Consider the following 16,408-nt stretch of genomic DNA (forward strand, 5'->3'; position numbering starts at 1 on the left):
ATAATTTAGATAATATTGAAAAATTGAATATTTAATTATAAAAGTTCAAGTATATGTAATTTGTACAATAATAAATATAATTAAAGTTAGTAATAAAATTACAGAACCTTAAAGAGTTGATTTAAATGAATGAATATGTAATATACTTTACATTGTTTACTTTAATTATAGGGGCATTTTCCTCATTAAAGTTGTGCTTTCATAAAAATACGTCAAATGTATTGATTGGCGAGGGATTACTAGCAATTATAGTGGCTACATTTTTAATAGTTGTCAATGAAATATATTACATAGGTTTTGCTCACTCTGTAGCGTTATTTTTGTTAATTTGTGGACCTGTGGGTACTTTAGCATTCTCAAAAACTATGATTAAAAATAATTCGAAAGTTGCATCAAAAGAAAATTAATATTATATATAAATACTCTATTTATTATTTAAATGAACTAAAATTAAAATGAATTAAGATACCATAGAATAATTTAAAATTAATAAATATAAAAATAAAATAAAATAAAATAATACGAAAATAGTATTAGATATCCAAAACGTTGACAACATCGCCCACTACGATAATACCCGGAGCTTTTACATCACTTTTTTGAGCAATTTCAACAATTGTTCCAAGCGTTCCTTTAACCATTCTTTGATTATCTCGTGTACCATCCATTAAGATTGCAATAGGCGTATTTTCGTTTCTTCGAGGATTTTTTAACAATTTTTTAACGTGATTTTCCAAGTTTGATATTCCCATTAAAATAACAATTGTTTGAGCGTTTAAATCTTCCAATTTAACTTGCTTTTCGTTTTCGCTTTTATCTCCTGCTTCGTGTCCCGTTACAACAGTGAATGACGTTGCCACTTTGCGATGTGTTACAGGTATGTCAAATATTTCAGGTACTGAAATAGATGAAGTAATCCCCGGTATTATTTCATAGTTTATACCTTCTTTTTTTATTGCAAGGACTTCCTCACCGCCTCGACCAAATACAAAAGAGTCTCCACCTTTTAACCTAACTACGAGCTTATTTTCTTTTGCTTTATCGATTATTATTTGATTAATTTCTTCCTGTTTGTGCGAATGTTTACCTTTTCTTTTTCCCACATATATAAGTTCTGCATCTTTTGAGGCATTATTTTTTAAGATATTTTCGCCCACTAAATCATCGTAAACAATCACTTCTGCGTTTTTTATTGCATTAATTCCTTTTAATGTTATTAATTCTTCATCTCCAGGTCCTGCACCGACCAATATTACTTTTGAATTGTTTTTTTCCATCATCACACCTTGACCCTATAATAAAAATATGAAATAATTTAGTATTAAATTATTTTTAATTTATCGTATTTTATTCTATTTATCATATATTAATTTTTACTTTTATTTTTATTTTTATCTTTATTTTTATCTTTATTTTTTACGTTTTATATCTTGAATTTTTTTAAATAACCTATCATCTAACCATTCATTATTAATGTATTTTTCATACACGGGCAACCTTTCAACTAATTTATAACCCAATTCTCTGCTAAACATTTCTAATTCTTCAATTTCTGGCCAAGGGGCTTCTGGATTAACAAAATCTTTAGTAATCGGTGAAACACCGCCCCAATCGTCAATACCTGCGAGTAATAACAACTGTCCAGTTTCTTTGTTTAAATTTGGAGGGACTTGAACAGATATATCCTTTAAAATCATTCGAGATAATATTATGGTCTTTAAAATTTCTATAGGGGTAGGTTCAGGGTAATTTTCCATAGGAATTCCTTTTTTAGCCCTAAAGTTTTGAATTATTACCTCTTGAATGTTTCCATATTTTTCATTTATCCGGTTAATCTCAAAAATTGAATTAATCAATTCTTCTTTAGTTTCTCCGATACCAATTAAAATGCCTGTTGTAAATGGTATTTTTAATTTTCCTGCGTTTTCCATCATTTCGATACGTGTTTTAGGCAACTTTCCGATACTATCTTTATGTGCAATTGTTTTGCAAAGTCTACTACTTGAATTTTCCAACATTAAACCCATAGAAGCGTTAACTTCCCTTAATGTTTTTAATTCTTCGTATGTAAGTATTCCACAGTTTGTGTGGGGTAATAAATCTGTATTATTTAAACACCATTCTTCAATATCGTATAAATACTCAATAATGTTGTTATAACCCATTTTATTTAATTCTTCCATTATTTTGGGGTTTTCGTCTACATTTTCCCCAAAAGTGAAGAGAGCTTCGTGGCAGTTATATTTATCGGCTTCCCTAAGGGTTTCTTTCATCTGTTCTTTAGTTAAAAGGGTGTAATTCTCTTCTCTAAAGGTACAGTATCCGCAAATGTTCCTACACCAGGTACAAACAGGTATAAAAGCATTTTTTGAGTATGTAATTGTTTTACTATTACCCTTATTACCCTTATTACCATTATTAGTATCATCTAATTTTGATAAATTTAATAAATTTTCTAAAATTTCGGTTGTAGATGTGGAATTTAGCAAATTTAAAGCATTTTCGTGGTTTATCACAAAATCACCATAGTTTATTTTTAATTTATTAATTTTTTAATCTTTTATCTTTTTATCTTTTTATCTTTTAATTATTTTTAATAGAGGTTATATAAAGTAGTTTAATTTAATTCATTATTACTTAAAAAAGATTATCCTCCGGAAACTACGGGCAATACTCGTAATTTGTCGTTTTCTTGTACTATATCATCGTTAGATAGTATTTCACCATTTTTAATTATCAATACATCTTCTAATTGCATTAATTTAATGATATCGCCCACAGTACTATTTTTTTTAAGTTCTATCGTTTTATTTGCATTGTTGTGATTTATTATGATTTTAATTATATTGTTTTTATCCAGATTGTTTAAATTATCCAAAAAATCACCTTATTATTGTAATTTTGGCCTAATGATTAATTATCCTTTGTATTTTTTATTTTATATATCTTCTTAATTAATCTTTTATTACTATTTATCGGATTAATTTGATATATTTATATATAATAAAAATATATGGTATTTTGATTTATAATGATTAATCATTATAATTAAAAAGATACTTAAATATGGGAATTATGCAATTTAACTATTTGAATAGCTTTGTTATCAGCTTTTATCAGCTTTGTTGTTGGGTGATTTTATGTACCAAATATTAACCGTCTTTTCAGACATATTTGAAAATATAAAAAGACTTGCGGAAAATTATTTTGCATTATGGGTTATATTGGGCTCAATAATTGGATTTTTTAACGCAGATGTTTTTTCGTGGGCTTTACCACATATATCATTGTTTTTAGGAATTATAATGTTTGGTATGGGGATGAGTCTTAATTTTAATGATTTTAAGATAGTTTTCCAAAGACCGAAAGATGTTTTATTAGGTATGGGCTTACAATTTACGTTAATGCCCCTTTTAGCATATATTATTGCAGTAGCTTTGCAATTGCCTCCTGAATTGGCTGTGGGTGTAATCTTATTAGGTTGTTGTCCTGGAGGAACAGCTTCAAACGTAATTACGTACCTTGCAAGGGGAGATGTGGCTCTCTCTGTAGCAATTACAACAGTTTCTACGATTATAGCACCATTAATAACTCCAATATTGACTTTAATACTTGCTCATCAATGGGTGGGTATTCCAGCTTCTTCAATGATACAGTCAATATTTTTAATTGTACTTTTACCTGTAACATTGGGTTTAGTCCTAAATGGATTAATGGGCGAAAAATTAGAACCTTTTAGGTCATCAATGCCGTTAGTATCCGTAATAGCTATTGTTTTAATTGTTGGGGCAATCATTGGTGTAAATGCGGATAAAATAATTACTTCTGGACTTTTGGTACTACTTGCAGTTATTTTGCACAATGGGCTCGGTTTATTAATTAGCTATGGAATTACAAAAAAATTAGGCGTCTCAGAAGCTAAAAGAAGGGCGATAGTGGTTGAAGTAGGTGTTCAAAACTCTGGTTTATCCGTAGCACTGGCAACACAGTATTTTTCACCGTTTTCAGCAGTTCCAGGTGCAATATTCAGTGTTTGGCACAATATAACAGGGCCAATATTGGCTAATTATTGGACTAAAAAAGACAGGGAAATGGAAGGTAGGTTATCAAAAAAACAAAGTTTGATAGATGTAGGCATAAAAAATTATGAAAATAAACCTAAAGCTAAAAAATAAGATATAAAATAGTAAAATAGTAAAATAATAAAATAATAAAATAATTTAATAATATTAATTAAATAATTAAACTTTTTAAATAATTTACTTTATCATTCATTTGTTTTTTAGATTTTGCTTCTAAATTAAGTCTTAGTAAAGGCTCCGTATTTGAAGCACGTAAGTTAAACCACCAATCATTACAATATATCGAAATTCCATCAATTGTTTCTATTTTACAGTCTTTAAAGTGGTCTTTGATAGTTTCGATAGTTTTTTCTTGTGCAATTTTATCTATCAATTTAAAGTTTATTTCCCCACTATGGTAATAAACTTCATACTGTTTTGCCAATTCTGATAATTTCATATTATTATCTGTCATTGCCTCAACAACGTATTTTAAAGCCAATAATGGGCTTTCAAAGTATCCTATCTCTTTAAAGTAAAAGTGATTACTAAATTCACCTGCAAAATCCGCATCAATTTCGTGCATCAATTTTTTGATGAAATAATGACCTACACGTGTTTTAATAGCTTCAGCATCGTGTTTTTTAACTAATTCGGGCACAATATTACTACATCTTAAATCATAAACTATTTTAGGGGTGTTAATACAAGGTTTACCGTCTTTTGTAAGTTTGGTTGTATAACATACAATTTTTTTCGCCATATCATCAGTATTATTAATATTATTAATATTATTAGTATCTTTAGTATCTTTAGTATCGTTAATATCTTTAGTATCCTCGGACTTATTTATTGGATGACAAGTGCATTCACATTCGTATTCACATTCTGGGTAATCTATCTTTTTTAAATTTATGTCTTTAATAATTTGTTCAGCAATTATGGCTGTGATAATGTCTCCTTTTAGCGTATTACCTTCTTCGTCGATTAAACCTAACCTATCGCCATCACCATCAAAAATAAGCCCAATATTAGAACCTGTAATTTCTGTAGTGTCTTTTATCTGCTCTAAACACTCCTCTTTTAACGTATCTGGCTCGTGTGCTGGGAAATTTCCATCTGGACATTCATTTATAAAATTATAATTTCCAAATAATCGTGTAATTATGTTTTTTTCTGCCAAAGTAGTTGCACCATTTGCAAAATCAACAGCTATTGATAAATTATTCAATTCTTCACCTGAAAAGCTATTTTTAAACTTTTTAACGTGATAATCTTCATAATCCTCAATCGGGTCAAAATTAATATCTGGAATATCTAAAATTTTTGTATTTTTAATTTCTTCGATTTTTGTGTGTTGCATTTCTAACCTTGAGAAATTCGGTTTAATATCCTCAATCGGTGAAAGTGGCACAACGTTATTGTCGCATACTTTGAAACCAGTGTATTCTTTCGGGTTATGTGAAGCTGTTAAAATTACGCCTAAATCATAGCCACCCCCCTTAGTTCCGTAGTACATCTTAGGTGTAGATATAGTTCCTGCATAATAAACCTTACTTCCCATATCCAAAAGTCCCCATATGAATGGTTTAACAAGTTCTTTAGAACCTATTCTTACGTCATTTCCTACAAGCACATTTTTATATTTTTCACCCAAAGAAACGCCTAAAGAATATGCAAATTCATAATCAATTTGTTCTTTATATTTTCCCCTAATATCGTAAGCTTTAAAAACCAAATTATCACCAAATTTAATTATAACATCATTTTACTAAATTATATTTCCATATTCCTTTATTTCGTATGTTTAATTAATTTTTAGGTATTATATTATAATATATATAATAATCTATGATTTAAGAAATATAAATGATATGTATAAAAAATGTAAAATCATATTATAAAAAAAGTAAATAATTTTATTAATTATAATTTTATTAAATATCAATTATTCAATATCAATTATTCAATATCAATTATTCAATATCAATTCCTTTTTTAATTGAAACTTCCGATTTAGGGAGCACCAACGTTAACATTCCGTTTTCAAATTTAGCTTTTGAATCGCTCTCTTTTACAGGTGATTGTAAAGTAATCATTCTGTAAGCATCTTCTTCTGAAGACATTTCATTATATACGACGTTTTCTGATTCCGTAATTGCTAAAGGTTCTCTTTTAGCTCTTAATTCAATTGAATTTCCAACTGCGTTTATTATAATGTTGTTTTTTTCAACCCCTGGTAAAAATGCCATAATTTTTATTGACTCATCACCGTCAATAACTGTAATCGGCATAAATCCTTCACCCTGAATTTCCAAATTACCTATTTTTACATGTTTTTTTGAACCAAAAGAACCAAATGAGGAGCTAATATCTCCCATTCCAGTCATAAATCCCATAGATTTTATAATATCGAAAGGGTCCGTATCTCTTCCAAACATGTATACCACCTCTATTATAGCATATTTTAACTTATTTGTTATTATGTTATTACTTTGAAGTTCTATATATACCTTTTGGTTGTGGTTTGTTAAATTAAATGTTATTAAATAGATATTATTTTATATAGTATAATATTATCTTTATTTTATTATTTTATGGATAGTATATTTTATATTCAAAAATATATTTATATTTTTAAGTATATTTTTATTGTTATTAATACCATAACAATATTATGGAATAACCCACAAATCAATAAATAATTACAATACATTTTAAAATAGCACAATGGGGTAATATACAACCCATAAACCAAAAAATATAAAAAGGAGATGGAGAATAGTATAATATATTATGAAATAATATATTTGAGATATATTAAAAATATGTTTATGGCATAGATTTTAGCATAGATTTCATAATGTGATAACCATTAAAATAGATAATATTAAATATATGATTAGCATAATTATATTCAAGTATACAATTGATTAAAATAATGTTTTTTATTATGATTATTATTATGATTACTTATTATAGATGTGAACATATTGGTGTTCTTTTTTAATAATACACAATTAAATTGCGTATATACTCCATATTTATTTAACACACGTATATAATACGTATATATGTATAATAGGTATATAATTTTAACAACTACGAGTTGAATAAAGATAAAAACCTTAAAATCTGTAGATAACTAAAAAATAAGAGATTCTTTTTTAGCAATATATAATTCAAAGTAATATATCAAGAATATAATTTTAAGTTAGTTTTAAAATAATATTTTTATTAAGAATTAGGTATATCGCTTATAAAATAATTAAAAAATTAAACGATTAACGATTAAGGATTAACGATTAAACGATTAGAAATAAATCTAATAAATCTAATAAATCTAATAAATTTAAGATAAATCGTAAAGATAAAATTTAATTTTATTTAAATTTAAACGCAAATTACAATTAACGTAAACAATATCTGAACAAAAAGGGGCAAATTATGCAAATATTTGCTTAAGGTCTGGTATTAATATATCCATTATTTTAAGCTCAGATTTTAATTAGTTATTATTTTAAAAATTTTAGGTTGTTATTAATAATATACAAATTGTCAATATTGTCAATATTGTCAATATTTTACATTTAATTAAACATATTTAATTTAAACTTAATTACGAATTATGAATTAGGAATTATGAATCCTGTTTATAATAATAGGAGGGACTATTTTGTCAGCCGAAGAAATACTTAACGATTTAAAGGAAAATGTAATAAAAAGAGCTCCAGGAAACGCTGTAATTACTGACGTGGAATTTGAAGGTTCCGAAGTAGTAATTTATGCTAAAAACCCCGAACTATTTTCAAATAACTTCATAAAGGAGCTTGCTAAAGATTTTAGAAAACGTATAGCCATAAGGCCAGACCCTTCAGTATTACTTGAACCCGATATCGCAAAAGAAAGAATTTTGAGAATCGTTCCAGACGATGCAGAAGTTGTAAATTGCATATTTGATGCTAATACTGGTGAGGTTATCATCGAATCAAAAAAACCTGGTTTGGTAATTGGTAAAGAAGGTAGTACATTGGAAGATATTAAAAAAGAAATCCAATGGGCACCTAAACCTGTAAGAGCACCGCCTATTCCATCAGATACAATAAAGGCAATAAGGTCAACAATGTATCGGGAAAGAGCGGATGTAAAAGATATCCTTAGAAGAATCGGAAGAAGAATACACAGAGATGTTAAATTAAGAGATGATTGTTGGATTAGAACTTCATTTTTAGGCGGTAGCCGTGAAGTTGGTAGAACTTGTTTATACCACCAAACCCCTGAAAGCCGTATTATGATTGATTGCGGTATTAACGTAGGTATGGACGACGAAAAAGCATTCCCTCATTTTGATGCTCCAGAGTTTTCAATTGAGGAAATCGATGCTGTAGTAGTCACGCACGCTCACCTTGACCACTGTGGTTTTATCCCTGGTTTATTTAGATACGGTTATGATGGTCCTGTTTACTGTACAAAACCTACAAGAGACTTAATGACCTTATTACAAAAGGATTATATAGATATTGCGGAAAAAGAAGGTAAACCAGTACCTTATACATCAAGAGATGTAAAAAATGCAATAAAACATACAATACCATTGGATTATGGTGTTACAACAGATATTGCACCAGCTGTAAAACTTACATTGCATAACGCAGGGCATATTTTAGGTTCTGCAATTGCACACTGCCACATTGGTGATGGATTATATAACGTAGCATACACCGGCGATATTAAATTTGAAGCTTCAAGATTATTAGAACCGGCTGTTTGTCAATTCCCAAGACTTGAAACCCTTATTATGGAATCTACATATGGTGGATACGATGATGTACTGCCTGAAAGAGACGAAACAGAAAAAGAGCTATTAAAAGTTATTTCTGAAACTATTGCAAAAGGCGGTAAAGTAATTCTTCCAGTATTTGGTATTGGTAGGGCTCAGGAGTTAATGCTTGTACTTGAAGAAGGATATAATCAAGGAATTTTCAATGCGCCGGTATTCTTAGATGGTATGATTTGGGAAGCTACTGCAATACACACAGCTTACCCAGAATACTTATCAAAGAATATGAGAAACAGAATTTTCCACGAAGGAGACAATCCATTCTTATCAGAAGTATTTAAGAAAGTTAAAGACACCAAAGACAGAAGAAACGTAATCGGTAGAGACGAACCTTGTATTATCTTAGCTACATCAGGTATGCTTACAGGTGGTCCGAGTGTTGAATACTTTAAAACACTTGCAGACGATGAGAAAAACGCCATCGTGTTTGTGGGATACCAGAGTGAAGGTACATTGGGTAGAAAAATCCAAAAAGGTTGGAAAGAAATACCTTTAATGGGTAAAAACGGAAAAACAAGAGCTATAAAAGTTAAATTATCTGTTCACACGCTTGAAGGATTTTCAGGACACTGCGATAGAAAGCAACTTATAAAATACCTTAGAAAATTAAAACCAATCCCAGATAAGATATTAACAATACACGGTGAAGCTTCCAAATGTATAGATTTAGCAAGCACTGCGTATAAATTATTTAAAAAAGAGACTAAAGCACCTATGAATTTAGATTCTATTAGATTAAGATAAATTTATATTTATCTTTGTATTATTTTATTATATATTTTAGTTTAATTTGTTCTATAACAAACGTCATTTTAAAAAATAATTTTATATATATCTTTTTATCCATTTTTGAACTATATTACAAAGGTGTTCAGTATGTTTTAAATTAATTGTACATATTATTTATATGATAACTAATTATATAGTATTGTTGTTATGATATACATTAAAAGGTATATGTACATAACGGCATTAAATGAAATATTTATAAGGGTAAACTAAAATATCATATTAATTAAATAGCTAAATAACTAAATAACTAAATAATTAAATAATCAACGATATTGTAAAAAATTATTCAACTATTTTTACACTATCACTCTAACATATTTTTCTACTTTATTTTTTAATAGTCATAATAACAAAGTAGCAAAAACACACACAACAATTTAAATATTAACACCACAAATATTGAAAAAATGAGTACATAACGTATATTTACACATAATAGGGGTAATATGGGATTAGATATTAACCTGATATCCATAATTATTATGGCAATAATTGGAATAGTTGTAATCTATGCTATGTTTTTTGAAAGTTCTATGGAGTATTTTGGCAATTTGTTTTTTATTTTGTCAAAAAATGAAAATAGACAATATTTAAAAAATAGGGAGATTACATTTCAATCAACAAATTATAACGATTTAAATAATGTTAATGAAAATTGCGAAAATAAAATTCATAAACAAAGTTATTTACTTTGTGAAAAGAAACTATTAGATGGTTTAGTTTCTGAAATAGAATATTGTAAAGAAAATGTAAATTATTATACTGTAAAAATTAATGAATGCGAAAATTCATTAAATGATATACTTGGTACATATACAGAACTCCAAAAATCCGATTCTTTTGAAAATTCAACAAATGGTGAAAAAGAATTGAAAGAATTGATTAACATAAAAAAGCAAGAATTAAAATCCATGAAAAATGGATTAGATAATGAACTAAAAACACTTAACGATTTAAATAATAAAATACTAAATAATTAACCCCCAATATAATTATTTATTTTATTTTATATTATTTTTTACAAATTAGCAAATATTGTATAATTTTATACGATAAATTTTAAATATTACAGATTTTTTTTAAATATGTTTAGAGATTTTTGTTTTTTCAATGTTTTTCAATGTATTATTTGCTATCATTTACCAATATCTACCAAAAACTACCAAATTGGTAGATAAGTATATACATAATAAACTTCATAACTTACTACCAATATCTACCAAAAACTACCAAATTGGTAATTCGTAAGTTGTAATCAATAATGATACAAATATGTAATTTATTATGGTGAAATTATGAAAATTCCCGAAAAACCTCCTAAAATATTAGATATATTGAATAATTTAAATTCTAATTCGGACAGTAATTCAAATTTTAACCTGCCACCCATACCAAATTTGTATAAAATGGGACACTATCTAAAATTAGTACTATCTGTAATCAATGGCGAAGATATAGATATTCCAAAAAAAGAAAAGGATATATTATTAAATGTAGATTATGTGCATTGGGAAGATTTAAAATATAAAAATATAAGCCTTGATAAAGAAGAACTTTGGCTTATATTACAAGCATTAAGAGCTTTTAAATTTCAGAATTTTAAAATAAAAGATTATGATTTTAAATATTGTTTAACAAACACCATACTAAAGAGAATACATAAAATAGATAAAGCAACTTTCGGAGAGATGAATGAAGGTCTTAAGAGTCTTAGTGAAAAATATAAACGAAAATATCTAATTAATTCATTACTTGAGGAGGCCATTGCGTCAAGTCAAATTGAAGGGGCGACAACCACTCGGAAAAAAGCTAAAGAAATGATACTCCAACAAAAAAAGCCGACAAACAACTCGGAAAAAATGATATACAACGGATATAATACGATGGAGTATATTTATAAGGAACTCTTAGAAGAAAAATTAACACCGGAACTTATATTAAAGCTCCATATGTTAATAACTGATGATACTCTGGAAAAAAAAGAAGATGAATTAAATTATCGAGACAATGACGATATAATCGTGGGTGATAGCTTCGATACGAGTATAACTTATCATACGCCTCCGAAACACAATCAAGTGCCTGAATTAATGGAAGAATTTTGCAAATTTGCAAATTCTGACGAAGACGGGTATTTTATACCGCCAATTATTAAAGGGATAATTTTACACTTTTTAATTGGGTACATACACCCATTTAACGATGGTAATGGACGTACTGCAAGAGCCATATTTTATTGGTACGTACTTTCAAGAGGTTATTATGGATTTAGGTACACTGCAATTTCACGAATATTAAAGAATGCTAAAAAGAAATATGCAAAAGCTTATTTATATTCTGAAACTGACGAAAATGATTTAACATACTTTATAAATTATAATTTAGATGCTATTGAAAAATCAATCGATGAAATGAATAATTACATTTCAAAAAAAGAAATAGAACTTTTAGATTTTGAAAAACAATATTCAGAAAGTTCAGAAAATTTAAATTTGGATTTAAATTCAAGACAATTAGAAATTTTAAAATATTTTTATAATAATCCTAAAAAGTACATTACAATTAAAGAAATTCAAAATATATTTGTCGTTGCTTACGATACTGCCAGAAATGATTTAGAGTTGCTCGTGAAAAATAACAAAATTATCAAACGTAAAAGCGGGAAGAGATTTGAATATACCGCACTGATGAATGATTAATTTTTAAATATCTTATTCTTATTATTTTATTATTTTATTAGTATTCTATTTTATTAGTATTCTATTTTTTCTTTATATATTATTTTTTTATTTTATTATTATTATTATTATTTTATTTTTAATTTTTTTATATTGTTATTTTATTATTTTGTATTAATATTATCATTTAATAGTCTCAATGAAAGATTTAAATCAATAGTTATATAATAACTAATTAAAATATTACATCATATAATAAAAGAGGTGCGTGTTAAATGAAAATAAAATATGTAATTTTTACAATTCTTCTCTTGTTAGGTGGTATGTCTTGTGTTAATTCGGCCATATTGACACAGGATAGTCTTTTAGGGATAGAAAATTATAATTTTTCATTGTATTCCCTTATGGATAATTCAATGGTATTCGAAAATGATACAATATATCTCGCCGGTGAAATAGATTCTGGGACGAGTGATGATATTATAATATATAAATGTTATAAAAATGGTTCCGTAATTTGGAATGTTTCTTATGACTATATGGGTTATGATGATGCCCCTACCCATTTAATCGTACAAAACGATGAAATATATGTCATAGGAAATGGACGAAAAAGTGGCGGCCAAGATGTAATCGTAGTGAAATATGATACAGACGGTAATAAATTATGGAATAACTCTTATAGTTATGGTACGGCCTATGATTCAGCCCAAAAAGCTGTTTTAAAAGATGGAAATTTATATGTAGGCGCATATGGTGCAGGTTCAACTTTTGACGTAGTTCTGTTAAACTATTATGCAAATGGTACTTTAATGTGGTCAAATTCTTATGATTATAAATCTGACAAAGATTACCTAAAAGAGGTATTTGTAGATGACAATAAAAACTCATATGTAATCAGTAATTCAATTAATAAATCGGGATTCTCTGGAACTTACGATATTGTTTTGTTAAAATATAACGAAACAGGTAGTTTATTGTGGGAAAAAACTTACGATTATAATTTAGAAAGAGAATCAGTTACTTCCGCTAAGATGGTAAATAACAATATTTACATTTTGGGAGGTATAAAAAATTCAAAAGACTTATTACTTTTAAAATATGATTTAGATGGTAATAGATTATGGAATGCAAGTTATGATTACCTTATAGGTCAAGATTATCCAATATCTATGCATATAGACAGTGATGAAAATACATATGTATTAGGGCGTGGAACAAATACTACAAGAGATACATTACTTTTAAAATACAATAGTACTGGAAGTTTATTATGGAGTACATCTTATTTCACAAATATGTCCGATGATGGTTTAAAAACATCTATGATGGTATTGGGCGATAATATTTACATATTGGACGCTATTAAAAATAGTACCGCAAATAATAATATGTTATATTTATCCAATTATGATACGGAAACTGGAGCTAATGATTGGAATACAACCTATACATTTAGTTCAAAAAACAATAAACCAGTGGCATTATGTTATAATCCTGGTAAAGTATGTGTACTTGCCCAATGTGCTGATGAAAGTAATTATTATAAAATGGTATTTTTAGAATATACTACATCAGGTAATTTGATGTATAATAATTCTTATCCTTCTGAGACTATTTCAACAGGTAATCCTAAAGAATTACATAATTATCAAAATGTAAAATATGTATTAGGGACTTCTTATTCCGCATTAGGTAGTAGTGTAAATTTACTAAGATATGGTGAAGATAAAATTGCCCCAACAATTAGCATTAATCATCCAACAAATGGGACTATTAACACTACAAGCGATAATACGAACGTTATAATAAATGCAACTGTGGAAGATGGCAGTACAATCTCTGAAGTTAAAGCTGAACTAAACGGAGTAAATGAATCGATGAATTTATTAAATGATTATTATATATTAAATAAAACATTAACTGAAGGAACTTATTCTTTAAAGGTCTATGCAAAGGATGTATCAAGAAATATGGGAACTTCAGAATCTGTGGAATTCATTATAAAACGTAGTTCAAACAATGATAATGGCGGTACTACAACCACAACTACACATCATAAAACGTTAGATGCTTCAGATTCAATTGAATCATCAAATATGAAGAGAACAGTTTCAGAATCAACAGTCGTTTACGGAAGTAATTTCGATAAACAGTTAGCTGAATGTTTAAAAGAAAATATTTACCCAGATGACTATGAAATAACTGGGGATACTATTATTGTAGGTGGGCCAGTATCAAATAAAATAGCTGAGCAATATAATGATAGATTTGTAAAACCAGTTTCAAATGAGAATCCTGGTGAAAATAGAGGTATTATACAAATACTTAAAATACAAGATAATAGTGCTTCAGTAGTTCAAAGTTATAATGTAGTTTATATCGCTGGTTCCGATAGATTAGGAACTGAAGCTGCTTTGAAATACTTTGAAACACTTAAAGAATTACCTACAGAACCTATTATCGTAGAATGGACTTCCGAAGGACCAGTTTTAGTTTAATACTCCCTTCCCTTTTTTGATGAAACCTTTCAGGTTTCATTTACTCTTTTGTTTATTTGTTTATTTTATTGGTTTTATCTATTATTCAGTTATTAGATTATCTTTTAATTTTAATGGTCAAAACTATGTTTATATAAAAAATTATATATTTAATTAAGTAAATAATTAACTTTATATAATTTAAGGAGGAGAACATGAGCAAAAATTATAAAATAATATTTTTTATATTATTAACAATAACAATGTTGGCAGTTAATACGGCGTATGCGGATAATGCAATAACTACGCCCACCACAATTAATATGCCAGGTAAATATTATTTAGATAATAATATAACGGTTTCCGGCGGTCATATTATTAATATCGTATGTGATAATGTGTCAATCGATGGAAAAGGCTTTACCATTAAAGATAGTGATAGTGTTAGTGTTTTAGATTATGGTATTTATGTATCCAATGTGAAAAATACGACAATAAAAAACTTTAATATATCTAATATTGGTTATGGTGTTAGAATCGAAGGTTCTGAGGATACTACACTTATTAATAATACTATAAGTTCAAATTACCGTAATGTCCGTATAGTGTCTTCAAAAAATTCAACCCTTATCAACAATACGGTAAATTTAGGTACTAATGGAGGTATATCAATAGAAGATTCACCTAATACCAGTATTATAGATAATAACGTAATTTCAAACAGCGATTGGGGTATATCCATATCTGGAACTTCTGATGATTTGAATATCTTAAATAATAATGTAAGTTCAAATGGATATGGTATTAAATTGCAAAACCTACATAATGCAAATATTACGAATAATACTATACTTTTAAATCAAAATCCAGGTATTGACTTATATCGAGTGTATAATTTAAATATTACAGACAATACTATAAATTTAAATAAAGATAGTGGTATTGTTATTGCTGAAATAACGAATATATCCATTATAAAAAATACTATAAATTCAAATACAGTCGATGGTATTCATATGTACCAGGTAATCGACACAATTATTATTGCAGACAATACTATAAATTTAAATAAAGATAATGGTATTTACTTACAAAGTTTGGATAGGTCAAATATTAGTAATAATATTTTAAATTCAAATACTGATTATGGTATTCATTTACTAGGCTCCCATAATAATTCATTATTAAACAATACCCTGAATTTGAACAAATTTGGTATGTATTTATCTGATTCGGATAATTCAAATATTCGTAATAATAATATGAATTCAAATACTGATTATGGTATTCAGTTGTTAAATTCCGAAAATAATTCGATTATAAAAAATATATTTAATAATACGAATAATATACATATAGTTTCGAGTATTTTAAATAACTTAAATACAACAAAAGCAAACGGTGGGGGAAACTTATGGTTTAAACCTGATGGTACCGGTTGGTCTGAAACTCATAACGATATAAACGGCGATGGTTTTTGTGATGAAATATATAACATCTCATTAGGAAATGTAGATTACTTACCATTAGTATTTGATACTCAAGGTCCTATATTAA

Annotated in this window: 12 protein-coding genes; 7 read left to right on the top strand and 5 right to left on the bottom strand. The window is 27.5% G+C overall.

The window, feature by feature from the left end:
* Positions 1 to 125 precede the first annotated feature (125 nt).
* Positions 126 to 407, top strand: coding sequence for a hypothetical protein (locus J3E06_RS07650; RefSeq protein ID WP_013180031.1), 282 nt, complete (start codon positions 126 to 128; stop codon positions 405 to 407).
* A 126-nt stretch (positions 408 to 533) separates the two neighbouring features.
* On the opposite strand, the gene cobA is transcribed toward J3E06_RS07650, so the two are convergent.
* The 3 genes from cobA to J3E06_RS07665 all read right to left on the bottom strand — a co-directional run bounded on the left by cobA (position 534) and on the right by J3E06_RS07665 (position 2,878).
* Positions 534 to 1,277, bottom strand: coding sequence for a uroporphyrinogen-III C-methyltransferase (cobA, locus tag J3E06_RS07655; protein ID WP_013180030.1), 744 nt, complete (start codon positions 1,275 to 1,277; stop codon positions 534 to 536).
* Positions 1,278 to 1,409: 132 nt separating this feature from the next.
* Positions 1,410 to 2,516 (bottom strand): 7,8-didemethyl-8-hydroxy-5-deazariboflavin synthase subunit CofG, encoded by a 1,107-nt coding sequence (gene cofG / locus J3E06_RS07660; RefSeq protein WP_013180029.1) that lies wholly within the window; start codon positions 2,514 to 2,516, stop codon positions 1,410 to 1,412.
* Between the two features lie 131 nt (positions 2,517 to 2,647).
* Positions 2,648 to 2,878, bottom strand: coding sequence for a MoaD/ThiS family protein (locus tag J3E06_RS07665; RefSeq protein WP_259164960.1), 231 nt, complete (start codon positions 2,876 to 2,878; stop codon positions 2,648 to 2,650).
* Positions 2,879 to 3,140: 262 nt separating this feature from the next.
* Between J3E06_RS07665 and J3E06_RS07670 the strand changes: the two genes are divergently transcribed.
* Positions 3,141 to 4,175 carry a bile acid:sodium symporter family protein gene (locus tag J3E06_RS07670; protein ID WP_013180027.1) on the top strand — a complete coding sequence of 345 codons (1,035 nt, stop codon included), beginning with the start codon at positions 3,141 to 3,143 and terminating at the stop codon, positions 4,173 to 4,175.
* Positions 4,176 to 4,233: 58 nt separating this feature from the next.
* Here J3E06_RS07670 and J3E06_RS07675 read toward each other — a convergent pair whose 3' ends face one another.
* Positions 4,234 to 5,799 carry a phosphomannomutase/phosphoglucomutase gene (locus tag J3E06_RS07675; protein ID WP_013180026.1) on the bottom strand — a complete coding sequence of 522 codons (1,566 nt, stop codon included), beginning with the start codon at positions 5,797 to 5,799 and terminating at the stop codon, positions 4,234 to 4,236.
* 238 nt (positions 5,800 to 6,037) lie between these two features.
* A complete protein-coding gene (locus tag J3E06_RS07680; RefSeq protein ID WP_013180025.1) occupies positions 6,038 to 6,502 on the bottom strand; it encodes an Hsp20/alpha crystallin family protein in 465 nt (154 codons plus the stop codon).
* Between the two features lie 1,235 nt (positions 6,503 to 7,737).
* Between J3E06_RS07680 and J3E06_RS07685 the strand changes: the two genes are divergently transcribed.
* From J3E06_RS07685 to J3E06_RS07705, 5 genes are all read left to right on the top strand, one after another.
* On the top strand, positions 7,738 to 9,645 hold the full coding sequence (locus J3E06_RS07685; protein ID WP_013180024.1) for a beta-CASP ribonuclease aCPSF1: 1,908 nt from the start codon (positions 7,738 to 7,740) through the stop codon (positions 9,643 to 9,645).
* Positions 9,646 to 10,139: 494 nt separating this feature from the next.
* On the top strand, positions 10,140 to 10,673 hold the full coding sequence (locus tag J3E06_RS07690) for a hypothetical protein (RefSeq protein ID WP_013180023.1): 534 nt from the start codon (positions 10,140 to 10,142) through the stop codon (positions 10,671 to 10,673).
* Between the two features lie 315 nt (positions 10,674 to 10,988).
* Complete coding sequence (locus J3E06_RS07695) at positions 10,989 to 12,392, top strand: Fic family protein (RefSeq protein ID WP_013180022.1); 1,404 nt, start codon at positions 10,989 to 10,991, stop codon at positions 12,390 to 12,392.
* A 254-nt stretch (positions 12,393 to 12,646) separates the two neighbouring features.
* On the top strand, positions 12,647 to 14,872 hold the full coding sequence (locus J3E06_RS07700) for an Ig-like domain-containing protein (protein ID WP_013180021.1): 2,226 nt from the start codon (positions 12,647 to 12,649) through the stop codon (positions 14,870 to 14,872).
* Positions 14,873 to 15,066: 194 nt separating this feature from the next.
* Positions 15,067 to 16,408: right-handed parallel beta-helix repeat-containing protein (locus J3E06_RS07705; protein ID WP_259164969.1), on the top strand; the 1,342-nt coding region annotated here is incomplete at its 3' end.

The organism is Methanococcus voltae (assembly GCF_024807655.1).
Lineage (GTDB): Archaea > AGJL01 > Methanococci > Methanococcales > Methanococcaceae > Methanococcus > Methanococcus voltae_D.